Below are 23,471 nucleotides of genomic sequence, written 5' to 3'. Positions count from 1 at the left end.
GAATAGTATTTTGAGATTTGTGTTTGTTTACTTTAAATTATTGTTGCAAAAACTGCAATTCGATATTCAAACGTACTTCTTCGCTTACTAAAACACCGCCAGTTTCAAGAACGGAATTCCAATTTAATCCCCAATCTTTCCTGTTGATTTTGCCTTCTAATGACAATGCCATTTTGGTATTTCCCCATGGATCTTTCATTAATCCGCCATAATCTGCCGCTAATTTTACTGATTTAGTAACACCGTGTAAGGTTAAATCTCCAACTAATTCATATTCACCTTCATTAATTTTGGTGAAAGAAGTAGCACTGAATTTAATTTCTGGAAATTGTGCAGCATCAAAAAAATCTGGACTCAATAAATGCGTATCTCTGTCTGAATTTCCTGTTGTAATAGAATCGATTGCGCCGGTAAATTCTATTTTTGAGTTTTCAATATCGTTATTTTCTGATTCAATCGTTGCATCAAATTTTGAAAATTTACCTGAAACATTAGTGAACATCATGTGTTTCACTTTAAAACCTATTTCTGAGTGTGTTGGGTCAATTACCCATTTTGTTATTGACATAATATTATTTTATTTAAATTATTATTTGCTATTTTTATTGAAATTGCCATTGAACTTAGCTTAAATACTCATCGGTATTTCCATCAATAAGATTTCGGCATCGGCTGAATTAGCAATGATTTCAATCAAATTGGTATCCCAAATTCCTAAACCGTCACGTTCATTCAAAGCGATGTTTCCTATGGTGAAATCTCCTTTTAAGACAAAAGCATAAACTCCATTTCCCGGTTTTTTTAACTCATATGAAGCAGAAAAATCGTTGTCAAACTTTCCAATATGAAACCAAGCATCTTGATGAATCCAAACCCCTTCGTCCTCTGGATTTGGCGATAAAATTTGCTGCAATTTATTGTGACGATCCTTCAAGTCCAAAGTAACTTGGTCATAACGAGGTGCTACATTTTTTTTATTTGGATAAATCCAAATCTGCAAAAACTTAACCAACTGATCTTTGTTCTTGTTATATTCGCTGTGAAAAATTCCGGTACCAGCGCTCATCGCTTGAATATCCCCTTCTTTTATTATGGTAGTATTTCCCATACTGTCTTGGTGTTCTAAATCACCTTCAAGAGGAATGGAAATAATTTCCATATTGTCATGCGGATGTTTTCCAAAACCCATTCCTTGGCTGACTCTGTCATCATTAAGAACGCGCAATACTCCAAAATTCATTCGCTCTCGGTTCTGATAATTCGCAAAACTAAATGTGTGATACGATTCTAACCAACCGTGATTGGCATGACCGCGCGTGTTTGCTTTGTGCAAAACATGATGTGTGATTGTCTCTTCTGAAATTTTATCTGTTTTTTCCATTGTCATGATCTTTAATAGTTTTATGCAAAGTTGCGTCAAAATAAAAGCGATGGCATTGAACTAGGACAAGAAATGAAAAATAACAAGAATTTAAAGTTTAGCGATTTTTGTCCTTACTTTACTTAAAAATTCGGCTGAAATACCAAGATAAGAAGCAATATAATGCTGGGCAACACGCTGCGACAGTGTGGGATAATGTTCGAGAAATTCTAAATATTTCTCGGTTGCCGTTTTAGAAATAGTATTAAATAAGCGGTCTTGTGTAACAGCCAAGCTCCGTTGCATCAGGATTCGGAAAGCGCGTTCAAACTTTGGTGCTTTACTGAATAATTCCTCTTTTGTTTCCGGACTAAACATAAAAAATTCGCAATCTTCTAATGTTTCGATATATACTCGACTTGGTTTATCTTCGTAATTACTAAAAGAAATATCGCTAATCCACGCATTTTCAATCGCAAATTGTAGTATAACTTCAAAACCATTGGCATCAATATAATATTTCCGAACACAACCTTTAATAACAAAAGCTTCAAAATTGCACATCTCGTCCTCCTGAAGCATTATCGTTTTTTTCGGAACGGCTTTGTATTGCAATAATGAATCAAAAATTTCTAATTCATTTGCGTCAAAAATGACATAGCGGCTAATATTTTTATTAATTTGGGAATACAATGTTTTAAAATTTAGAAAATAAAGATAGAAAAAATGTTAAATAACAACCACTAAATAAATATATTAAATTAGCAATATTTCTTAAAAAAAGAAAAACTGCTCCCGATTAAATTCCTATTTTTGTTCCGATAAAAACATAACAAAAAAATTATGCTCATTATAGGAATTGCAGGCGGTACTGGAAGCGGAAAAACAACCGTCGTACATCAGATTATGAACGAATTACCGCAAACCGAAGTTGGTATTATTTCTCAAGACTCTTATTACAAAGAAAACCACGGACTTTCATTCGATGAAAGAGCATTAATTAATTTTGACCATCCACGTGCCATTGATTTCGAATTATTAGTGGCTCATCTCAAGGAATTAAAAGAAGGAAATAACATTCACCAACCTGTATATTCGTTTGTAACGCACAACAGAACGGACGATACCGTTTTTACACATCCTCGAAAAGTGATGATTGTAGAGGGGATTTTAATCTTAGCAAATCCAGAATTAAGAGAGCTATTTGATGTAAAAATATACGTTCACGCCGATTCTGACGAGCGATTAATCCGACGGATGAAACGTGATATTACCGAACGTGGTAGAGACATGAATGAAGTAATCAACAGGTACCAAACCACTTTAAAACCAATGCACGAACAGTTCATCGAACCAACCAAAGCATTTGCTGACATCATTATACCAAACGACAAATACAACACCGTAGCCATTGATGTGGTTCGCGCAGTAATAAATCAAAAAATTCTGTAATTTAGTTATAATTTTAGTGGAATAATTATTAGGAGCTATTTCCCGCTTTCCGTTGCAATCTTTTAGTAGATGAATCTTCCTTCGTCATCATCACCTACTAAAAGGATTTCCACTGTAATCGGGGCTAAAAAAGATAAAATGACAAATCCGTATAAAGACAAATCTTGGTTTAAATTCTTGAGTAACAAATACGTTTGGGTCTTGTTGTTTTTTTGCGTTTGGATGATTTTTTTGGATAATTATTCCTACTTCGGTCATCGTATTTTGGATCAACAAATCGAAGATTTAGAGGATAATACGACCTATTACAAAGAAGAAATAAAAAAAGATCAGCAGAACATCAAGCAATTAAAAAATTCAGAACAAATAGAAAAATATGCCCGCGAAAAATACTATATGAAAAAAGATAGTGAAGATATTTATATCATTGAATTCGAAGGTGACACGATTGAAAAAAATAATTAATTAAAATATTAATTATTTAAAACCACAATTTAATCAACTAAAAAATGACAACAAATCTTTTCGATGATTTCAATCCCATTTCCTCCAAACAATGGAAACAAAAAATTCAGTTTGAACTCAATGGAGCGGATTATAATGAATCCTTAGTTTGGAATTCTCCCGAAGACATTCAGGTAAAACCTTTTTATCACAAAGATGAGTTTACTAAAGTTTTTCCTGTTTTCACTAAAGCGACTGAATTTAAAATTTGTCAAAATATATTTGTCTATGATATTCAAAAATCAATAGAAAGGGCGTTGGACACATTGAATCGTGGTGCAGAAAGCCTTAGATTTACAATAGAAAACGAATCAATTGATATTACTAATTTTTTGGAGCAATTACCATTAGAAAAAATTACCGTTTATTTTAATCTTGGATTTATTTCAATCGATTTCGTTAAAAAAATAGATGCTTTTGCAAAGAAAAATAATACCACCATTTTCTGTAATCTGGACCCAATTGGGCAATTAGCTAAAGATGGAAACTGGTTTACGACCAAAGAAAAAAGCAATTTTGACACGCTGAATATACTTTCGTCATCAACAACAGCTTTATCTTTAATCAGTATCAATTCCGCCTTGTATCAAAATGCCGGTGCCAACATGGTGCAGCAAATCGCCTATAGTTTAGGACAAGCCAATGAATATTTCAATAGAATTGAAATTATCAATAAACCCATTGTTTTTGAAGTTGCCGTTGGGACAAATTACTTTTTTGAAATTGCAAAACTGCGTGCGTTACGATTCCTTTTTAATCTGATTGCGAAGGAATATGACCACAAACTTGATTGCAATATCATTGTCTCTCCTACTAAACGAAACAAAACATTATACGATTATAATGTAAACATGTTGCGAACCACAACTGAATGTATGAGTGCAATTATTGGCGGAGCGGATGCTATTGCCAATTTACCATACGATGCATTGTACCACAAAGACAATGAATTTGGTGACCGAATCGCGAGAAATCAATTGTTGATTCTCAAGAATGAAAGTTATTTCGACAAAGTAAACAATCCGGCTGACGGAAGTTATTATATAGAAAATCTTACCAATCAATTAGCTGAAAAATCATTGGCTTTATTCAAAGATATAGAGGTGAATGGCGGTTTCTTAAAACAACTTAACGATGGAATTATAAAGAGGAAAATTCAGGAAAGTGCAGATACGGCTCAACAATTGTTTGATTCTGGGAAAGAAATTTTATTAGGAACAAACAAACATCCCAACAAACAGGATAAAATGAAACATGATTTAGAGCTGTTCCCTTTTGTAAAAGTCAAACCAAGAAAAACATTGATTACACCAATAATAGAAAAACGTCTGGCAGAAAAAATAGAACAAGAACGATTGGATCTTGAATAGTCAGCCCAACGCTGTTATTTGATGTATTATTATTGCAAAAAAGTATATTTACTTTACTAAAAAAACAAAATAATGGAAGCCATAAGACAAATCGTTAAAGTAAAAAATCACAAAATAAGCATCACACTTCCGGATAATTTTAATGCTAATGAAGTTGAAGTGATTATTCTTCCAAAGTCGAATAATGTAGAAATCCCTCAATGGCAAATGGACCAAGTTAGAGAAAGAACTGAGAAATATCTTAAGAATCCTTCTTCAGCTCAAGATATTGACGATTTTCTAAAAGATATTGATGGTGAGTTATAGGACTGTAATTGTAGAGGAAGCTAAACTTGATTTCAAAACAGCTTTGGATTGGTACAAAAGCATTCAACCTAAATTGGGCGATAAGTTCTCCAATTCTTTCAAGGAAAGTTTAAAAATAATTAAATCAAATCCGCTACTTTTTCAAATAAGATATGACAATACCAGAGTGGCTTTAATTGAAACGTTCCCATCCTTAATGCATTTCAACAGCTATGATCACATAATTGTCATTAAAGCTATTTTTCATACTTCAAGAAATACTGAAATATGGATTGAAAGGAATTAAAATTTCAATAACTATAATCTTTGTACTAAACAAATGAAAAGAAAAGATTTACAACATATACAATTAGAAAATACAACGCTGAACGTGAAGAATGAAAATTCTTCAACTGATGCATTTCTTACCGCCGAGGGAATCGAACTAAAACAAACGTATTCGGAACAAGATATTGAGAATCTTACTCATCTTGATTTTGGAGCTGGTTTTGCCCCGAATTTACGCGGACCTTATGCAACAATGTACGTTCGCCGACCTTGGACAGTGAGACAGTACGCCGGATTTTCAACCGCCGAAGAAAGCAATGCTTTTTACAGACGAAATCTGGCTGCGGGTCAAAAAGGACTTTCCATAGCTTTTGATTTACCTACGCACCGCGGTTATGATTCCGATCATGAACGTGTTGTAGGTGATGTGGGAAAAGCAGGAGTTGCGATTGATTCCGTGGAAGATATGAAAGTATTGTTTGACCAAATTCCGCTAGACGAAATGTCCGTTTCCATGACGATGAATGGTGCTGTTTTGCCTATTATGGCTTTCTACATTGTTGCCGCCGAAGAACAAGGCGTAAAACCCGAATTACTTTCCGGTACAATACAAAATGACATTTTAAAAGAGTTCATGGTGCGTAACACGTATATATATCCGCCAACTCCTTCGATGAAAATCATTGCTGATATTTTTGAATTTACCAGCAAAAAAATGCCGAAATTCAACTCGATTTCTATCTCGGGATATCACATGCAGGAAGCGGGAGCCACGGCTGATATTGAATTGGCTTATACATTAGCCGATGGTTTGGAATACATTAGAACTGGGTTAGCCACCGGAATGAAGATTGATGAATTCGCTCCGCGCCTGTCTTTTTTCTGGGCTATTGGAATGAATCATTTTATGGAAATTGCCAAAATGCGCGCCGGAAGAATGATCTGGGCAAAACTGGTGAAACAATTTGAACCAAAAGACGATAAATCATTAGCCTTGCGAACCCATTGTCAGACTTCGGGTTGGAGTTTAACAGAGCAAGATCCATTCAACAATGTGGCCCGAACCTGCATTGAAGCAGCCGCAGCAGCTTTTGGAGGAACACAATCTTTACACACCAATGCATTGGATGAAGCCATAGCTTTACCAACGGATTTCTCTGCAAGAATTGCCAGGAACACACAACTTTATTTACAGGAAGAAACTAAAATAACCAAAACCGTTGATCCATGGGCTGGCAGTTATTATGTCGAAAGCCTGACAAATGAAATTGCCGAAAATGCTTGGAAACTTATCGAAGAAGTAGAAGAACTAGGCGGAATGACCAAAGCCATTGAATCTGGAATTCCAAAACTTAGAATAGAGGAAGCGGCAGCCAGAAAACAAGCCAGAATAGATAGCGGTCAGGATATTATTGTGGGCGTGAATCAATATCGATTGGAAAAAGAAGATCCTTTACAAATTTTGGATGTGGATAACCAAATGGTCCGCAAGCAACAATTGGAACAATTAGACCGAATCAAAGCAACCAGAAATACTGAAAAAGTGCAGGATTCGCTGAAAAAATTAATCCTTTGTGCGCAAACCGGTCAAGGGAATTTACTGGAAATAGCCGTTGAAGCCGCTAGAAATCGAACTACATTAGGAGAAATCAGTGATGCGCTTGAAACGGTTTTTGGAAGATACAAAGCACAAATTAAATCCTTTAGCGGTGTGTATAGTAAAGAAATAAAAGACGACAAAAGTTTTGAGAAAGCAAAGCAATTAGCAGATGAATTCGCAAAAAAAGAAGGACGCCGCCCTCGAATTATGATTGCAAAAATGGGACAAGACGGACACGATCGTGGTGCTAAAGTAGTCGCTACCGGTTATGCTGACGTCGGTTTTGATGTTGATATTGGTCCACTTTTTCAAACACCAGCCGAAGCGGCTAAGCAAGCTGTAGAAAATGACGTTCATATCTTGGGAGTTTCCTCATTGGCGGCAGGACACAAAACGCTGGTACCACAAGTGATTGAAGAACTAAAAAATTACGGTCGGCAAGATATCATGGTGGTTGTTGGCGGAGTTATCCCTGCACAAGATTATCAGTTTTTATTTGATGCTGGTGCAGTTGCTGTTTTTGGACCCGGCACAAAAATCAGCGAGGCGGCTATTAAAATATTAGAAATTTTAATGGGAAGTTTCGAATAAAAACTATCCCTAAAAATTTCATTACGTATAAAGCATCAATCGAAAAGTTGGTGCTTTTTTTTATGGTAACATATTAAAAATAAGGTGTTTAATTCCTATTAAAAAAAATCGTAATGAGATATTTTTATTAACACTGGATATAGAATTCATTAACAGCCAAGCCTTTAAAAAATAGGTAAATTTACATAGGCTGATGTTAATTAATCCATTAAAATGCTGATATTCAATTTATTAAAACATTTAAAAAAAATTGTAAGTAAAAAACGAGCCTGGGCATTCATTAGTGTATTACAAGTGCAATAACTCAATAATTAATTTAAAACTAAATATTATGAAATCACTTATTATCATCTTCATTTTAACCATTACTATCGCAACGAATGGTCAAGTAACCGAGAAAGGAAAAATCAAAATTGAAGAACTGCCCGGAGTTGTAATTAAAAGAGTTGGAACTGATTTTTCTGTATATATTCCTGACAATAATCCTGATCAAAGGGTAAAAATGGTGGAAGACCAATTTATTGCTTTTGATCTGGGAAAAGGTGCTGAAGGTTTTGAAGAATACCTTGTAGTAATGGAATCAAAAAACGGCTCTTCGACTGCTACCTATAATGAAAACGGAAAATTGGTGCGTGTAATAGAAAATTTTAAAAACGTTCGACTTCCAAGTGAAGTTATCTACTCCATTTACAGAACATATCCTGGTTGGTCTATTGTAAATGATAGTTTTCTTTATACTCAGGAAGATGGAGACGTAATCAACAAACAATATAACATTAAAATTAAAAAAGATAAGGAAGTCGTTAAACTATTAGTTCGTCCTAATGGGGAAATCCTAAAGGCAAAATAATCTAATTGAAAGTAACAAAAAATAGGCTGTCAACATTTTGACAGCCTATTTTTTATCATAAAAAAAAGTGATTACACTTTTTTTACTTTTGCATTAATATCGGCAATGATGAACGAAGTGTCATAACCTCCAAACATTTTTATATAACTTCGTATTGAGCTTCCGTAAGCATCCCTGAAATTGCGTTTGCCTTTGTGTTTAAAATATTTTTTTACAGATCCTGCACCTCCTAAATGTGCAGCAGCTAAAATGCCGGATTCCGTAATTTGGATACCATTTAATATAGTACCTTCATATTTTTCAATTTCTGTTTTCAATTCCCATTTATTTTTTGCTAAAAGCGCCAAAAAAGCTTTTTCTTGAAGTTCAGGACTATTTAAAAAAGCGGAGCGATTGTATAAGCCAACTGATTTTAATGTTTCTATACCAAACTGGTATTTACCCATGTAACCCAAAGAATTGATTTTTTTATATTTATTTTCAGACTCTCTATAACCGATTGCTTCTTTGAAGCCGATAAAGAAATTTCCGGTATAAGGGATATTTAAATTGGTGTATTCTTCTTGTTCTTGTGATGGATATAAGTAGTGTGTTCCATCTTCTTCATTGATGAGAAACCATGGGTTGGTTTCTAAATTAAAAGGTCTAAAACCTGAGCTCAAAAAAACTGTAATTACAGTTAGACTTGTATAAAAATACCATTTCTTAATCATAAATTGTTTTTCTTCAAAACGCTGTCCCGTTATGAAATTTCTACATGCAAAGATACAATAAAAATAATTATACTGATAATCAGGTAGTTAAACTTTTCTAAAAATAGATGAAGTGGTATTTTACATCGTTAAAACGAACAAACTCAATTGCCGGTGCAGGGATTTTAACTGTGTTAAAAACAGAAAAAACGGTCTTTAAAAAATGAGAATTTGTTTTTATTTTTGTTAAATCGACATCCAAACTAAGGTAAAATTGTCTGAATCTTTTTGAATTTGAAGTCGATAAGGCAACGCTGTAATCTCTGTTTCCGGTCAGCATTCCTTCCGCTCCATATCCAAAAGCTAAATTCAGCCATTTTGGTATTTTAGAACCTTTAGCAAAAGAATGTAAATTGACCGAAAGCCAATATGTTTGTCCATTGTAATCTTTTAAAATTTGCTCCGAGAAGGAACTACCTAGAACTTCTGGTCTAAAATTGGCATACTTTGTTGTATGAAAAGAGAATTTCGGCGTTATACGTTGTTCGTTCCAAATTAATTCCTGAGAAACATACAATGCTGTACCAGAAGCATTAGCAATTATATCGCCAGAAGAAGCACCCCAGTCAGAAGAATATCCGTCTAAAACCTCAACTGCGGTCAGAAATGCAAAGCCTAAACCCGCTCCATATAATAATTGATTTTTTTTATTGGCGCCGCTCCACTGCAACATTTCAGCACCAAATCGGCCTAGCTGATACGACGAAAATACATGACCGGCTTTATCCATTTGAAGCCACTCCACGTTATCATTTATAAAATGAAAATCAGATTTGGAATAATTGGCGTACCAAAGTTGGTTTAAGCCTACCAAAGTTCCCGTGGCCAAAACAGCTTCCGAAATGACAACGGTATTTTGCCTTTTCTTATTTAAAGAATCGGATGGTTTAAAGAAATTATCCTCACGGTTTTGTGAAAAACCAATTTGAAATCCAATGAACAATAAAAATATCAGGAGTGCTTTAAATTTCAAAACTATCTTTTCACACCTTGACTGATGATCCAATCCGAATATTTTTTGGCGTTTTTATTGTGTTCTTCTAAAGTAGCAGCAAACTCATGGTATCCAAAACGCTCTACACTTGCGCAGAAATAAATGAAGTTATTTTTCTCAGGGTCCAAAACTGCTTCTAACGCTGTGATGTCAGGCATAGCAATAGGTCCAGGAGGCAGACCAACATTCATATATGTATTATAAGGATGTGACATTGTCAGATCATTGTAAAAAACTCTTTTGATTACCTGATTAAAATCATTCGATTTCTTTTTCATCGCAAATATTACGGTTGGATCAGCCTGCAATGGCATTCCAGCTCTTAAACGATTCAAATAAACGCCTGCAATCCTTGGTCTTTCATCTTTTTTTACGGATTCTTTATGAACGATTGAAGCCAAAATAGTCGCTTCAATTGGAGTTAATCCTTGTTTTTGAGCTTTGGCGACTTTTTCCTTATTCCAAAAATTACGGTATTCCTTAATCATTTTATCCCGGAACTTTTCAGCTGTTGTGTTCCAATAAATCTCATACGTATTCGGAATAAACATTACCAAAATATTCTCTTCATTGAACCCGTTTTCTTTCAAGAAAATAGAATCTTTGAACGAATTCAATAATGATAAACTGTCGGCTTCAATTTGAGAACTCACACGTCCCGCTAAATTTTCTACACGTTCCTGATTATTGAAAGCCAATTTTACAGGCGAATTAAGTCTCAAGGTTTTTACCAATTCATAACTGTTCATTCCTTTTGTGAATAGAAAACGCCCCGGAATCACATTGTCAGAATAACCTCTTTTATTGGCCACCATTTCAAAACGTTCCATATTATCCACATAAGGTGCAATTATCTTTTTGACATCCTCGTATTTTGAATCAGTGGGGACATAAACAAACACTTCTTTATCTTCAAATTTTGTATTGGCGGCAAAAATCTGACGTAAAATAATCAGTCCGTAAATCATTAATATGGATATTAAAACAACAGACGTAATCGTGATGATTTTCTTGATATTCATAGGTGGTATTATTTTTTTCTTGGAATCATGATACGACCATTCTTCCTATATACTTGATTTTTAAATGATATTGTTTCAAAACTAAAAAATTTAAAATTTAGTATTGACTAATTGAAAAATTGCTTCGTCTTTATAAATTCCGTTCACAAAGGTCCAGTCTTTCTTTACACCAATCATTTCGAATCCAAATTTAGTAAAAAGTGCTATACTAGCTTCATTTTCGGTACCAATATTTGCATATAACTGGTGTAAATTAAGATTACAAAAAGCATATTCGATTAATAACCCCAATGCTTCTGAACCAATATTCTGTTTTCGGTTTTCGTTGTCTTGGATAACAATACCAACTCCTGCCCTATTATTCTTTGGATCAAAATCAAATAAATCAATTAAACCCAAGGCCGGAAAATCCTGATCCTGACAAATAGCCAATCGCAATTGCTTGGCTTCATAAATATCCTGATGGGCATTTTCTAAATATTGTTTGACCAAAAACCGGCTGTACGGCGTATGCGTATTACTGACTTCCCAAATGCTCTGGTCGTTTTCTATGGCATATACAAACTCCAAATCATTGGGTTCTAATGCACGAATATAGATGTTGTCGCCTTTTAATGTTTTCATTTAGGTATTTGGTTCTTGGTTTTGGGTTTTAGTTAAATCTCAATCGTTCCTTTAAATACAAATTCCGCTGGTCCTTTCAAGAAGACATTAGTAAACTGTTCTTCTTTTTTATCAAAAGAAACGACTAATTTTCCGCCTTCAACATTCAAATCAATTTCCGAAGCATTCGTTTTTCCTAAAACATTCATCGCAATTGCAACTGCCGTCGCTCCTGTTCCGCAAGAAAGTGTTTCATCTTCTACACCTCTTTCATATGTTCGTAACGAAAAAGTGGTGTCGTCAATTTGTTTGACAAAATTGATGTTACTTCCTGTTTTCCCATACAAATCTCCGTATCGGATCGCGGCTCCATTTTCCCTGATATTGTAATTTTCTAAATCGTCTACCAATTGCACATGATGCGGCGAACCCGTATTTAGAAAAACATAATCTAAACTTACTTTTACCTGATCAACATCAATCATTTGAAGTGAAACCAATCCGTCATCCCCAATTGTTGCGTGGTGCAAACCATCTGTTGCTATGAAAGTAGTTTCATTCTCGATTATGTTCAGCTTTTTGGCGAAAGCCACTAAACATCTGCCACCATTACCACACATGGAACTTTGGTTTCCATCAGAGTTGTAATAGACCATTTTGAAATCTGTAGTCACTGCGAGATCTGAAGCAATCGCATCATTTTCCAATAAGATAAGACCATCGCCGCCTATTCCAAAACTTCTGTCACATAAATTTGCAATGAGTTGTATATTTTCTTTTGGGAAAAATTCCGAACGGTTATCAACCATTACAAAATCATTTCCTGTTCCTTGGTATTTATAAAATTCTAGTTGCATTTTAATTTGTATTGATTCCAACAAAAGTACGAACTATTAATGAAATGTTAATCACTGTTAAAGAGCGTTAAACTGTATTTTAACAAAGCAATTTAGTTTTATTTTTACGAATAAATATCTTTAAAAACGATTTTAATATGAAAAAATTTTCAACTTTATTTTTAGTTTCGTTGTTGAGCGGAGCCATGACTCTTGGAGCTTACAAATTATTATTTGACACCAATGGATATTTTTCTAATGACAAAATTTCAGCAGTTACCATGGCATCGAATTCTTATGGCAAGAAAGTCGGATTATCCGCAGATGTGATTGATTTTACTGAGGCTGCAGAAAAAACCATCCATACGGTTGTTCACGTAAAAAACGTTTCGCGACGAACAATAACGAATCCCATGTTAGAATATTTCTATGGTTATAAAGGCGGACAATCGCAAGAACAGGTTGGGACGGGCTCTGGAGTAATTATTTCGGAAGATGGGTATATCGTAACCAACAATCACGTAATCAAAGGTGCGTCTGAAATTGAAATCACCTTAAACAACAAAAAATCATATCAGGCAAAACTCATTGGAACCGATTCAAAAATGGATATTGCCTTATTAAAAATTGACTCGGAAGAGAAATTACCCTATACCATTTTTGCCAATTCTGATGCGGTGAAAGTCGGCGAATGGGTTTTGGCAGTCGGAAATCCGTATAATTTAACGTCCACGGTAACCGCCGGAATTGTTTCGGCGAAAGCCAGAGATTTAGACACTAGCGGAATCCAATCTTTCATACAAACAGATGCTGCAGTAAACCCAGGAAACAGTGGTGGCGCCTTAGTGAACACGCGTGGTGAACTGGTAGGAATCAACACTATGATTTCGTCCATGACAGGTTCTTACGTAGGTTATTCCTTTGCGGTGCCTTCTAACATTGCCCGAAAAATCATTGAAGATTTAATGGAATTTGGGAATGTGCAACGTGGAATTCTGGGGGTTGAAGGTGGCGAATTAAACGGAACTGCTTCTAAAGAATTAGGGATTTCTCAAACGCAGGGATTCTACATTAATAAAGTAACAAAAAATTCCGGTGCTGAAAAATCAGGACTCAACAAAGGCGACATCATTATTAAATTAGACGAACTGAATGTTGCTACTTTTGCTGATCTTTCTGGATACATCAACACAAAAAGACCCAATGATAAAGTGCAGGTGACATACATCAGAGAAGGAAAAACGAAAAGCATTCCTGTAATTCTGAGCAAAAATGAATTTTTTAGTACGGAATTCAAAGGCATTGAATTAGAAAACATTGAGGCAGTTGACAAAAAGAAATTCAAAATTGATTACGGCGTGCGAATTAAATCCATCAACAGCCAAAATTTGAAACAATACGAAGACGAGTTGATAGGAAATATTATTTTGAGCATTGACAATATCAAAGCTACTGATGTGGAAACGGTGTCTAAACTTTTGAATAAAAAAGAGGAAAGCCAAACGGTACGTATTGAAATGATTAATAAAAACGGTGAAGTACTGCGCGTGATTCTCTAACGCAATACTCTTTTCGAAAACTAAAGCCATCTTAAAAAATTAAGATGGCTTTTTATTTTGCAAATAATTGACAAAATAGCTTACGAAATCGATTGAAATGGGTATTTTTGCGCCAAATTTTAAAAAATACATTAACTTATTTTCACTAAATTTTTAACATGGACACCACAACTTTATACGAAAAAGAAGTTTCTTTTCAAGCCGACAGAAGACGTGCGGGAGTAAAACTGATTAAAATCATCAGCGATTTATGGTACGACAAATCAATTGAAATGGTCTTATTTCGCAATCAATTAATTGACCGAAATGTCAGTGACATCATCAACCTGCATGAATATGCCGGAGAATTTGTGGGCAAACCCATTTCTATCTTTGATTCTGTTAAAATTGCAAAAGCTATTTTAGAATTGAATTTACCTCCTGCAAAATTAGACATTGGAAAACTTACGTATGAATACCATTTAGAAGATGAAAAATATCCTGATGCAAAGTATTTTGTAATTGACAAATTAAAGAACGCAAAAAACTCAGAGGAAATTCATCCAAAAGATGTTGTACTGTATGGTTTTGGGAGAATTGGTCGATTGCTTGCCAGAGAGTTAATGTCAAAAACTGGAAAAGGAAGTCAATTGCGATTGCGAGCAATTGTAACACGTGATAAAAATGATGCTACCACATTAGAAAAAAGAGCTTCCTTATTGCGATACGATTCTATTCATGGTGATTTTCAAGGATCTGTAACTGCTGATCCTGAAAATAATGCTTTGATCATCAACGGAACCACCGTACATGTCATTACTGCAAATGCGCCTGAGGAAATTGATTATACGCATTATGGAATTGACAATGCATTGGTTATTGACAACACGGGTGCTTTCACCACACATGAAGCTTTGACCAGACATTTAGTTTCTAAAGGTGCTGATAAAGTATTGCTTACCGCTCCAGGAAAAGGAGTACCAAATATTGTTCATGGCGTAAACCAAAATGAATATAATCCGGATGAAATCAACATTTTTTCGGCCGCATCCTGTACTACCAATGCAATCACGCCAATCCTGAAAGTTGTTGAAAATACATTGGGAGTTGTCAAAGGACATTTAGAAACCATTCATGCGTATACAAACGACCAGAATCTTGTGGATAATATGCACAAAAAATACCGTCGTGGAAGAGCTGCAGCATTGAATATGGTGATTACCGAAACGGGCGCCGGAAGTGCTGTTGCAAAAGCATTACCCTCATTGGAAGGAAAATTAACCTCAAATGCGATTCGGGTTCCGGTTCCTAACGGTTCATTGGTAGTTTTGAATCTGGAAGTTTCAAAAACAACTTCGGTTAAAGAGATCAATGCCATCATGAAGAAATATGCATTGGAAGGGGAATTGGTTGAGCAAATAAAATATTCCATGAATAACGAGTTGGTTTCTTCGGATATTGTAGGAACATCAGCTCCTGCCATTTACGACAGTAATGCCACAATCGTTTCAAAAGACGGAAAAAACATCGTGTTGTACATTTGGTATGATAACGAATACGGATACAGCCACCAAGTAATCCGATTAGCAAAATACATTGCCAAAGTAAGACGTTTTACGTATTACTAGCCTGCCGTTTACAGGTTGTGGATTGCAGTTGTAATTTTTTTATTTTTAGTTTTTAGTCTCATTAGTTTTAAATTTAAAGCAATAGCAACCCAACCTGAATTTAATAGAAAATCCGTCGCGTTATCAAAACGAGACGGATTTTTTTGTTTTGGTTTTTTTATTACACTGAATTAGCACGCAGATGACGCGGATTTAGCAGATTTTTTTATTAAGTGTTACTGTCATTATTGTACCGAATTAGTACGCAGATGACGCGGATTTAGCAGATTTTTTTATTAAGTGTTACTGTCATTATTATACCGAATTAGTACGCAGATGACGCGGATTTAGCAGATTTTCACTGATCTTCCCTGATTTTAAAAAAATCAAACTTGAAAAATGAATATATCAACCCTTCTACAATTCACGAAAAACCATTTACTTTTTACTTCTTACTTCTCACAATTCACTTCTCACAACTCACTTTTCACAAAAAAACTACTCCTTAGCTTTTGTCAAATAATACACCGGTATCCCAATCAACATTATCAAAACACCCCAACCACTGGTACTGGTTTTAGTATACAATAAAGCGATACAAATCGCCGTAGCAATAATTAGGTAAAGGCCTGGTAAAAATGGATATCCAAAAGCTTTATACGGTCTTTCGGCATTTGGCATTTTCTTGCGAAGAATAAATATCCCTAGGATAGTAAGGATGTAAAATATCAAAACGATGATGACTACAAAGTCCAATAAATCACCGTATTTTCCCGTGAGACACAACGCCGATGCCCAAATACACTGCGCCCAGATAGACCAAGCCGGAACACTGGCTTTATTCAGTTCAGCTGCTTTCTTGAAGAAAACACCGTCTTGTGCCATCGTGTAATACACTCTGGCACCCGCCATAATCAATCCGTTATTGCAGGCAAAAGTCGAAATCATAATCATCACAGCGATTATTAATGTTCCCACCGAACCAAAAATACTTTGCGAAGCCACAACAGCCACGCGATCAGATTCTGCCGTTGCAATTTCGTACAAAGGCACCACCGCCAAGTACATGAAATTAGCCAAAATATAAATCACACTTACCATTAAGGTTCCCAAGAATAAACTCAGTCCCACATTGCGTTTTGGATTTTTTATTTCTCCGGCGATAAAAGTCACTCCTTCCCAAGCCACGCTGGAGAACATCGAACCTACTAATGCTGCCGAAATTCCAGATATCAAAGCCGTTCCGCTGATGGGCAACCAAGAACCTGTTTCTACATTCAGTGTTTGTGAAGTCCAGGCATTCGTCCAGTTCGCGTCCCACACTTCTGCTTTGGCAGCCATAAAACCAAAAATAATCAAACCTGCCAACGATAGAATTTTGATAACCGTCAGAACCGTTTGCAAAATCTTCGAGTTTTTCACCCCGCGACTGTTGATGTAACTCAGCAAAATAATGGTGAAAATAGAAACAATCTGAGCCGCATTGAGTTTGAAATCCCCTATTTCATATAAAATATTCTTATCACTTAAAGGTGCGTACAAATAGGCGGCAAATTTGGCAAAAGCCACGCCCACGGCAGCAATGGTACCGGTTTGTATCACGGCAAAAAAGCTCCAACCGTACAAGAAACCCACCAGTTTCCCGTAGGCTTCCTTGATGTACACATATTGACCACCCGCTTTTGGAAACATCGCGCTCAACTCGCCATAACTCACGGCGGCAATCACCGTAATGGAGCCAGTAAGCACCCACATCGCAATCAACCAACCGGCAGAACCTAATTGCCGCACCATATCCGAGCTTACAATAAATATCCCGGAACCTATCATAGAACCCACCACAAGCATGGTTCCGTCGAGCAGTCCTAATTCTCTTTTAAAATCGTCTGGTTTTTGGTCTTCCATATTCTTTGTTTTGGAGTTTTGGTTTTAGTTGGCTAAAGATATACTTTTTTTGGAAATTTCATAAAAGGAATGGGGAAAGTGACAGCAAAGTGAAAAGTGAATTATGAGTGGTGAAGAGTGAGATTATTCTTTTGGGCGTGACCCTGCAATAGCTTTGTCGTTCCTCCTCGCCACTTTGGGTCGGGCGGTACGCTGTATCTTTATTTTCTTAAAAAAAGAAAATAAAGGATGCCGCTTCCCTCCCTCACGCAAACTGCAATAAAAAAGACATATATTATTTTGTAGAAAAATTGTAAGAAAAATTTAATATATTTGAAAAAATATAAGGTGCAATTCAATAGCGAAAATCTACCCGATTAGGGGTGTGTATAGCCGTAATTTTGTGGCGAGTATAAACAAGTTCACGGTAATTCAGCCCAAAATATAATAACAAATGATAAATATTAGAATCGTAATATTTCTTCTGATTTCAAATTATTGTGTTGCGCAAAATATAAATTTCAATTTAGGGAAATCGAAAGAATTAAACTATTATTCAGAAATACCTTTTGAATATGTTAATGGAAAAATAATAGTTTCAGTATTAATAAATGAAAATAAATATAGATTTTTATTAGATACAGGTGCACCAAACTTAATAACAAAAAGGTTAAGTAATATTTTAAATCTTGAAAGTTTGCAGGAATTAAAAATTAGTGATGCAAATCAAATAAAGTCAACAATGAATATTGTTCAATTACCAAATTTGACAATAGGTAGTATTATTTTTGAAAATTCAGTTGCCTTATCTTCGCAAGACGAAAATAATTTAGTATTTGATTGTTTTGAAATTGATGGTTTTATTGGAAGTAATTTATTGAGAAACTCGATTATTCAAATTGATGTTAAAAATAAAATATTAATAATAACTAATGATCTTAAAAAACTTCACTTAAACAGTGAAAATAGTTCAAAACTATCATTATTTGGGCAACAAAGTAGTCCTTTTATATGGTTAAAATTAACGGGCTCAAAAGATAGTGGCAAAGAACAAGTACTATTGGATACAGGAATGAAAGGTTTTTATGATATTTCACATAAAAATTATATAAAATTTAAAGATGAAAAAATTTTCAGTGAAGTTGCAAATGGAAAAGGTTCAGAAAGCATTGGATTAAGCGGGACTTCTCCAGAAAGTGAACAGGTAAGATTACTACTTAAACATATTAAGATTGCAAATTCAGCTTTCCTAAATATATCGACTACAACTACAAATGATAATAATTCGAGGATAGGAATTGGCTTATTCGAAAATGGTATAGGTACAATTGATTTTATTAACAAAAAATTTTATTTTGAACAATATGAACATAATAAAGATTTAATCGAAAAATATTTACCGTTTTCGCGGACAATAATAAATAATAAGCTCTCCATCGGTATTGTCTGGGATGAAAAATTGAAAGCTAAAATAAATTACGGTGACGAAATCATTGAAATTAATGGCAAATACTACGAAAACTATAAATTATGTGATTTTATTAATAAATCAATTTTTGAGAATATAACAGTTTCAGAAATAAAAATAAGAAATAAAAAAGGTGAGATTAACATAATAACATTGTAAAAAATTACTACAAAAAACTGTATTGATATAGTGTGTAATTCCATACAACATTTCAAAGCAGCGGAACATTATAAAAAATCAAACTAAAAATGAAATACGCTGAATTTAATATCGACTCAAATAAAATAGAATTCTGTAACTCTATTTTTGGAATTGAAAGTGTTTTACTGAATGGAAAAAGAATTTCTAAAAAGTTTTCTTTTTCTGGAATCACCCATGACATAAAACTACACGCCAGAGATTTAATATTGGAATCAAAATACAAACAATTCGAGAAAAAAGAAATCAAACTTGAATTAAAGGAAAATGGCCTATTGCTCAAGGAACAATTTGTAAAAATAGAGAAAAAGCAAAGATTTTTTTGGTTTCTAATTGGAATAGGCTTGGGAATTGCACTCTATAAACTTACTAATTTACTTTTGGAATATTTGTATCAATAAGGTATCTAAAACCTGAACAAAAGCGACATGAAGTTTCTTTTTATGAAAAAACAAAACTTAAAATAATACCGCTATTCCTCTAGCTAATTTTTATTTCTTTCCCAGAAATAAAACGTACTTTAGTGCTGCTTTCCTAACGCTATTCTAGCTTTAAAACCAAAACAGGAAACGTATCATTTAGCACTAAAAATTATGAATACATTAAAATTAGGATGGACAGGTCTTGGCAACATGGGAAACCCGATGGTTATGAACCTACTCAAAGCGGGTTTTGAAGTATCCGTTTTCAATCGTACCAAAGAGAAAGAAGCGCCATTACTGGCTGCAGGAGCAAAATCTGCCAGCAGTTTACAAGAACTTATAGAAAATTGCGACGTAATTTTGACGATGTTGTCCAATGATGCAGCCGTAAAAGAAGTTTTTGAGGGACCAACAGGTTTATTGTCTAAAACCACTCCTGGCAAAACCATCATCAATATGAGTACGGTTGCTCCAGAAACCTCGCGTTATTTAAACACCATTTGCAACCAACATAACGTACATTTCATAGATGCTCCCGTTTCTGGAAGTGTAAAACCGGCACAAGACGGAACTTTGGTCATTCTTGTCGGCGCTTCAACTGAAGACTACGAATTAGCCAAACCGATATTTGACGTTTTGGGTAAAATTGCGATTCACGTAGGCGAACCTGGCGTGGCAAGTTCAGCTAAATTAGCCATCAATTATTTATTAGGATTGAACCTTCTAGGAATAGCCGAAACGGTTTTATTTGCCGAGAAAAATGGCGTAAGCAAAGAAGACATGCTCAACATCATCAATCAAGGCGCTTGCGGCAACGGAATCACGAATATAAAAACACCTTCCATACTCAACGATTCTTATCCGGCAGCATTTGCGTTGAAACATTTAGTCAAAGACTTAAGACTGGCCAAAGAAGCCGGACTTAATTCCCCGTTGATTCATCCTTTGTACGACAGTTATGCTGCAGCAGAACAAGAAGGATTAGGCGATCAAGATGTTATGGCGATTATTAGCAGTTTAAAAAATAAGTAGTATCCGGAACTTTTATGAAAACCATTATACCACTTCCTTCTCTCGTGTAAACCGCAATAGCATGCTTTTTATCTTTTTCATTAAATTGTAAGAAAAATTAGTGCACTTTAGGAGCTGTAAAAATTTTCGCAAATCCATCCAAATATTGGATGCTTTGCGAAAGTTTGTTTTGGTTATAAAGAAGTTGGCAGAAATGCAACCGAACCGACTAAAACTAACTACCAATAGGCAAATATCTGTTGTAGATTTAGATAAATTTCAAAAAACAACTATTGGACATGCTAACTTAGTAATCACTTTTATTAAAATGAAAAAATTAAATCCTTCAATAAAACATCATTTACTAATCGGAATTTTTATCACTGTTTGGTTTTTTATTTTCGCTTTTTTTATTAGGCCATTTGACGATGGAACAATAAGTTTAAATGTATGGATTCTTATAAGTGTTGGATTTAGCCTAATTTCATTTCTATGCTATGGATTAATTGCTATAATTCAAAGAAGTGTTTATCAAAAAGCATCAAAATGGAATATTGTTTTTGAAATAGTTACTCTTATGCTTTTTCATTTACTTTTTTTAGTATTTACATATGTCTATTACAAATGTCCAATTTTAAATGGAGGATATAGTTTTTTTGATTTTTTACGAGTAATAATTCTTAAATCAGCCTTAATTTCAACTCCAATTATAGTTTTGGCTAGGATATATTCTGTTAAGCTAATTCCAATGCAAGATGAAAATATAATTATTAAAGGCGAAAATAAATTAGATATTTTAAAAATAAGAAAAAACGCCTTGGTTTGTGTCTCTAACTCTCAGAATTATGTCGAACTCTTCTATACAGAAGACAACCAAATAAAAACAAAATTAATTCGCAGTACGCTTAAAAAAGTTCATAAAGATTTTGATTTTTTAGTTCAAATCCATCGCTCACATTTAATAAATCCAACGCATTTCAAAGCTTGGAAAAATCAAGACACCATATTTCTGACTCAAATTGAACTGCCTGTTTCTAAAAATTATAAGGAGCATTTATTGTCCTTATAATTTCCGTACCTAAAACTGCATATTTCATACCTAATCACTCAACACACGTTATATCACAGTGGTTTTTCATTTATTTTTGCCTCTCAAATCAAAATAAATAATTTATGAAAAAACTATGGTTTAGGAGATTTCTCTATGCCGTCATGATATTGTTAGTCATTCTTATTGGCATTTTTATATGGGCAGATAATGAATTACATAAGGTTTTGGGCAAATCAACTGAAGTAATAAATATTTCTTCAATTGTTAAACCATCTAAAATAATTCAAATAAAAAACACCAACGTACTTTCAGAAGATTGTACTTATTTTATTAAAAATCAAGATGTAATTATTAAAAATGGAAAGATAATTCGTTTAGGCATAAATCAACTAATGGATAGCACTTCTATCATTATTGATGGTACAAATAAATATTTGATTCCAGGTCTTATAGATTCTCACGTTCATTTAAAAGAAAGTAAGAATGATTTATTTTTATATTTAGCTAATGGTGTAACTTATGTTAGAGAAATGGCTGGAAGACCTATAACTTTAGAATGGAGAAAGTCGTTACAGAATAATGGCATTGGACCACGAATGTTTATCGCCTCTCCACCAATATATAGTGAGAGTGGATTAACCGGATATTATTATAGTTGGACTAGACAGTCCATCAATTATTCAATTAAAAGTGATGCGCAAAAGGAGGTAAAAAGAATAAAAGAACAAGGCTATGATGCAGTTAAAATGTATGGTTTTGTTACTCCGGAAATGTTTAAAACAACACTAGAGATTGCCCAAGAGAACAATATTCCTGTCATTGGTCATATCCCTTTAGTTAATTTAAAAACTTTTTATCAATCAGGTCAAAAAGAGATTGCTCACATTGAAGAAATAACTGTAAAAAATATGGATGATTTCGGAAAATCAATTTCTAAAAACCCAAAAGAATACATCAATTTTTTAAAGGCACATTCAGACCAAATTGCAAAAAAGTTAAAAGAGAACAATATTAGTGTTACTTCAACTATTTCGTTAATTGAAAGTCTTCCAAAACAAAGATTTGCCTTAAAATCTAAGCTTAAAGAAATAGAATTAAAATATGCCAATCCTAAAATTATTGAAGGAACTCCACTTTATAAATTAGGCTGGTTACCAAGTAAAAATGGATATGAATATGATGGAAAAGATGAACCCGAAGCAAGAAAAATATCATTAGCTTTTTGGAATACTTATGCAGAAGCTATTCATATTATGACAAAAGCATTGGTTGATAATAAAGTTACAATTATGGCAGGAACAGACGCCAATGTAGCAACTGTTGTCCCAGGATTTTCTCTTCATAATGAATTAGAATCTTTATCTAAATCGGGAATGACAAACTCACAAGCACTCTATTCGGCAACCGTAGCACCAAGTAGTTGGATGAAAAGCAATACTGGAAAAATTAAAATAGGCTATAATTCAGATTTAGTGATACTTACAAAAAATCCATTAGAAGATATTAAAAACACAAAGACTATTGAATATGTGTTTTTTGACAAATATATGATTGGTAAAACCCAAATCTCAACTACTCTAAAAGCAATAGAAAAAGCGAATAATGAAAATAGAAATATAAAAATTAACGAATATATTAAGTAAAAAAAAGCACTATTCGCTACAGCTAGGGTTCCTATGTAAAGCAGACTTAAGTTATTAACAACTTTTTAAACTGAGCGATATCTTGATGTTTTTCGAGTAAAAAATGCCATCCCCAGCGGCTTGTTGGAAAAGTTGGAAACAA

Annotated in this window: 23 protein-coding genes; 14 read left to right on the top strand and 9 right to left on the bottom strand. The window is 34.2% G+C overall.

The genetic code is table 11. The features are described from left to right. Positions 1–37 precede the first annotated feature (37 nt). From ACP7AV_RS08150 to ACP7AV_RS08140, 3 genes are all read right to left on the bottom strand, one after another. Positions 38–568 (bottom strand): YceI family protein, encoded by a 531-nt coding sequence (locus ACP7AV_RS08150; RefSeq protein ID WP_426091526.1) that lies wholly within the window; start codon positions 566–568, stop codon positions 38–40. 60 nt (positions 569–628) lie between these two features. Next, a complete protein-coding gene (locus ACP7AV_RS08145) occupies positions 629–1,381 on the bottom strand; it encodes a pirin family protein (protein ID WP_426091525.1) in 753 nt (250 codons plus the stop codon). Positions 1,382–1,471: 90 nt separating this feature from the next. Beyond that, the gene (locus tag ACP7AV_RS08140) at positions 1,472–2,053 is read right to left on the bottom strand and encodes a Crp/Fnr family transcriptional regulator (RefSeq protein ID WP_426091524.1); all 582 of its coding nucleotides are present in this window, start codon (positions 2,051–2,053) and stop codon (positions 1,472–1,474) included. 150 nt (positions 2,054–2,203) lie between these two features. On the opposite strand from ACP7AV_RS08140, the gene udk reads away from it, so the two are divergent. The 7 genes from udk (at position 2,204) to ACP7AV_RS08105 (ending at position 8,300) form a co-directional block, all read left to right on the top strand. Further along, positions 2,204–2,812, top strand: coding sequence for a uridine kinase (gene udk / locus ACP7AV_RS08135; protein WP_091204063.1), 609 nt, complete (start codon positions 2,204–2,206; stop codon positions 2,810–2,812). A gap of 138 nt (positions 2,813–2,950) precedes the next feature. Further along, on the top strand, positions 2,951–3,277 hold the full coding sequence (locus ACP7AV_RS08130) for an FtsB family cell division protein (protein WP_426091523.1): 327 nt from the start codon (positions 2,951–2,953) through the stop codon (positions 3,275–3,277). 44 nt (positions 3,278–3,321) lie between these two features. Then, positions 3,322–4,686, top strand: coding sequence for a methylmalonyl-CoA mutase subunit beta (locus ACP7AV_RS08125; RefSeq protein ID WP_426091522.1), 1,365 nt, complete (start codon positions 3,322–3,324; stop codon positions 4,684–4,686). 72 nt (positions 4,687–4,758) lie between these two features. Beyond that, positions 4,759–4,992, top strand: a complete 234-nt coding sequence (locus tag ACP7AV_RS08120; protein WP_426091521.1) for a hypothetical protein — start codon at positions 4,759–4,761, stop codon at positions 4,990–4,992. Next, the gene (locus tag ACP7AV_RS08115; RefSeq protein WP_426091520.1) at positions 4,979–5,278 is read left to right on the top strand and encodes a type II toxin-antitoxin system RelE/ParE family toxin; all 300 of its coding nucleotides are present in this window, start codon (positions 4,979–4,981) and stop codon (positions 5,276–5,278) included. Before ACP7AV_RS08120 ends, ACP7AV_RS08115 begins: the two co-directional genes overlap by 14 nt. A gap of 33 nt (positions 5,279–5,311) precedes the next feature. Next, positions 5,312–7,450, top strand: a complete 2,139-nt coding sequence (gene scpA / locus ACP7AV_RS08110; RefSeq protein ID WP_426091519.1) for a methylmalonyl-CoA mutase — start codon at positions 5,312–5,314, stop codon at positions 7,448–7,450. A gap of 331 nt (positions 7,451–7,781) precedes the next feature. Next, positions 7,782–8,300, top strand: a complete 519-nt coding sequence (locus tag ACP7AV_RS08105; RefSeq protein WP_426091518.1) for a hypothetical protein — start codon at positions 7,782–7,784, stop codon at positions 8,298–8,300. A gap of 71 nt (positions 8,301–8,371) precedes the next feature. Here ACP7AV_RS08105 and ACP7AV_RS08100 read toward each other — a convergent pair whose 3' ends face one another. The 5 genes from ACP7AV_RS08100 to dapF form a co-directional block, all read right to left on the bottom strand. Further along, a complete protein-coding gene (locus ACP7AV_RS08100) occupies positions 8,372–9,013 on the bottom strand; it encodes a peptidoglycan-binding protein LysM (RefSeq protein WP_426064381.1) in 642 nt (213 codons plus the stop codon). A 97-nt stretch (positions 9,014–9,110) separates the two neighbouring features. Further along, complete coding sequence (locus ACP7AV_RS08095; RefSeq protein ID WP_426091517.1) at positions 9,111–10,025, bottom strand: DUF2279 domain-containing protein; 915 nt, start codon at positions 10,023–10,025, stop codon at positions 9,111–9,113. A gap of 2 nt (positions 10,026–10,027) precedes the next feature. Continuing rightward, positions 10,028–11,068 carry an endolytic transglycosylase MltG gene (gene mltG / locus ACP7AV_RS08090; RefSeq protein WP_426091516.1) on the bottom strand — a complete coding sequence of 347 codons (1,041 nt, stop codon included), beginning with the start codon at positions 11,066–11,068 and terminating at the stop codon, positions 10,028–10,030. A 90-nt stretch (positions 11,069–11,158) separates the two neighbouring features. Then, entirely contained in the window at positions 11,159–11,692 is a 534-nt protein-coding gene (locus ACP7AV_RS08085; protein WP_426091515.1) for a GNAT family N-acetyltransferase, read from the bottom strand. Between the two features lie 32 nt (positions 11,693–11,724). After that, complete coding sequence (gene dapF, locus ACP7AV_RS08080; RefSeq protein WP_426091514.1) at positions 11,725–12,528, bottom strand: diaminopimelate epimerase; 804 nt, start codon at positions 12,526–12,528, stop codon at positions 11,725–11,727. A 137-nt stretch (positions 12,529–12,665) separates the two neighbouring features. Here dapF and ACP7AV_RS08075 point away from each other — a divergent pair, with 137 nt between their 5' ends. Both ACP7AV_RS08075 and ACP7AV_RS08070 read left to right on the top strand, forming a co-directional pair. Beyond that, positions 12,666–14,066: a trypsin-like peptidase domain-containing protein gene (locus tag ACP7AV_RS08075; RefSeq protein ID WP_426091513.1), complete on the top strand. Its 1,401-nt coding sequence runs from the start codon at positions 12,666–12,668 to the stop codon at positions 14,064–14,066. A gap of 158 nt (positions 14,067–14,224) precedes the next feature. Further along, a complete protein-coding gene (locus ACP7AV_RS08070) occupies positions 14,225–15,673 on the top strand; it encodes a glyceraldehyde-3-phosphate dehydrogenase (protein WP_426091512.1) in 1,449 nt (482 codons plus the stop codon). Between the two features lie 477 nt (positions 15,674–16,150). Here the strand turns inward: ACP7AV_RS08070 and ACP7AV_RS08065 are convergent, their stop codons facing one another. Next, positions 16,151–17,557: an APC family permease gene (locus ACP7AV_RS08065; protein WP_426091511.1), complete on the bottom strand. Its 1,407-nt coding sequence runs from the start codon at positions 17,555–17,557 to the stop codon at positions 16,151–16,153. A 433-nt stretch (positions 17,558–17,990) separates the two neighbouring features. Here ACP7AV_RS08065 and ACP7AV_RS08060 point away from each other — a divergent pair, with 433 nt between their 5' ends. The 5 genes from ACP7AV_RS08060 to ACP7AV_RS08040 all read left to right on the top strand — a co-directional run bounded on the left by ACP7AV_RS08060 (position 17,991) and on the right by ACP7AV_RS08040 (position 23,329). After that, positions 17,991–19,163, top strand: coding sequence for a retropepsin-like aspartic protease (locus tag ACP7AV_RS08060; RefSeq protein ID WP_426091510.1), 1,173 nt, complete (start codon positions 17,991–17,993; stop codon positions 19,161–19,163). 89 nt (positions 19,164–19,252) lie between these two features. Beyond that, the gene (locus ACP7AV_RS08055; RefSeq protein WP_426091509.1) at positions 19,253–19,603 is read left to right on the top strand and encodes a hypothetical protein; all 351 of its coding nucleotides are present in this window, start codon (positions 19,253–19,255) and stop codon (positions 19,601–19,603) included. Between the two features lie 192 nt (positions 19,604–19,795). Continuing rightward, positions 19,796–20,656 carry an NAD(P)-dependent oxidoreductase gene (locus tag ACP7AV_RS08050; RefSeq protein WP_426091508.1) on the top strand — a complete coding sequence of 287 codons (861 nt, stop codon included), beginning with the start codon at positions 19,796–19,798 and terminating at the stop codon, positions 20,654–20,656. A 145-nt stretch (positions 20,657–20,801) separates the two neighbouring features. Beyond that, positions 20,802–21,704: a LytTR family transcriptional regulator DNA-binding domain-containing protein gene (locus ACP7AV_RS08045; protein WP_426091507.1), complete on the top strand. Its 903-nt coding sequence runs from the start codon at positions 20,802–20,804 to the stop codon at positions 21,702–21,704. A gap of 104 nt (positions 21,705–21,808) precedes the next feature. Further along, positions 21,809–23,329 carry an amidohydrolase family protein gene (locus ACP7AV_RS08040; RefSeq protein WP_426091506.1) on the top strand — a complete coding sequence of 507 codons (1,521 nt, stop codon included), beginning with the start codon at positions 21,809–21,811 and terminating at the stop codon, positions 23,327–23,329. Positions 23,330–23,471: the final 142 nt, after the last annotated feature.

Source organism: Flavobacterium sp. DSR3-2 (genome assembly GCF_049896525.1).
Taxonomy (GTDB): domain Bacteria; phylum Bacteroidota; class Bacteroidia; order Flavobacteriales; family Flavobacteriaceae; genus Flavobacterium.
This window is presented reverse-complemented; position numbering and strand designations above follow the sequence as displayed.

Bases quoted from the DNA above. Each gene is read 5' to 3' on its own strand.
- ACP7AV_RS08150 (WP_426091526.1), bottom strand. From the start codon at position 568: ATGTCAATAACAAAATGGGTAATTGACCCAACACACTCAGAAATAGGT.
- ACP7AV_RS08145 (WP_426091525.1), bottom strand. From the start codon at position 1,381: ATGGAAAAAACAGATAAAATTTCAGAAGAGACAATCACACATCATGTT.
- udk (WP_091204063.1), top strand. From the start codon at position 2,204: ATGCTCATTATAGGAATTGCAGGCGGTACTGGAAGCGGAAAAACAACC.
- ACP7AV_RS08130 (WP_426091523.1), top strand. From the start codon at position 2,951: ATGACAAATCCGTATAAAGACAAATCTTGGTTTAAATTCTTGAGTAAC.
- ACP7AV_RS08125 (WP_426091522.1), top strand. From the start codon at position 3,322: ATGACAACAAATCTTTTCGATGATTTCAATCCCATTTCCTCCAAACAA.
- ACP7AV_RS08120 (WP_426091521.1), top strand. From the start codon at position 4,759: ATGGAAGCCATAAGACAAATCGTTAAAGTAAAAAATCACAAAATAAGC.
- ACP7AV_RS08115 (WP_426091520.1), top strand. From the start codon at position 4,979: ATGGTGAGTTATAGGACTGTAATTGTAGAGGAAGCTAAACTTGATTTC.
- scpA (WP_426091519.1), top strand. From the start codon at position 5,312: ATGAAAAGAAAAGATTTACAACATATACAATTAGAAAATACAACGCTG.
- ACP7AV_RS08105 (WP_426091518.1), top strand. From the start codon at position 7,782: ATGAAATCACTTATTATCATCTTCATTTTAACCATTACTATCGCAACG.
- ACP7AV_RS08100 (WP_426064381.1), bottom strand. From the start codon at position 9,013: ATGATTAAGAAATGGTATTTTTATACAAGTCTAACTGTAATTACAGTT.
- mltG (WP_426091516.1), bottom strand. From the start codon at position 11,068: ATGAATATCAAGAAAATCATCACGATTACGTCTGTTGTTTTAATATCC.
- ACP7AV_RS08085 (WP_426091515.1), bottom strand. From the start codon at position 11,692: ATGAAAACATTAAAAGGCGACAACATCTATATTCGTGCATTAGAACCC.
- dapF (WP_426091514.1), bottom strand. From the start codon at position 12,528: ATGCAACTAGAATTTTATAAATACCAAGGAACAGGAAATGATTTTGTA.
- ACP7AV_RS08075 (WP_426091513.1), top strand. From the start codon at position 12,666: ATGAAAAAATTTTCAACTTTATTTTTAGTTTCGTTGTTGAGCGGAGCC.
- ACP7AV_RS08070 (WP_426091512.1), top strand. From the start codon at position 14,225: ATGGACACCACAACTTTATACGAAAAAGAAGTTTCTTTTCAAGCCGAC.
- ACP7AV_RS08065 (WP_426091511.1), bottom strand. From the start codon at position 17,557: ATGGAAGACCAAAAACCAGACGATTTTAAAAGAGAATTAGGACTGCTC.
- ACP7AV_RS08060 (WP_426091510.1), top strand. From the start codon at position 17,991: ATGATAAATATTAGAATCGTAATATTTCTTCTGATTTCAAATTATTGT.
- ACP7AV_RS08055 (WP_426091509.1), top strand. From the start codon at position 19,253: ATGAAATACGCTGAATTTAATATCGACTCAAATAAAATAGAATTCTGT.
- ACP7AV_RS08050 (WP_426091508.1), top strand. From the start codon at position 19,796: ATGAATACATTAAAATTAGGATGGACAGGTCTTGGCAACATGGGAAAC.
- ACP7AV_RS08040 (WP_426091506.1), top strand. From the start codon at position 21,809: ATGAAAAAACTATGGTTTAGGAGATTTCTCTATGCCGTCATGATATTG.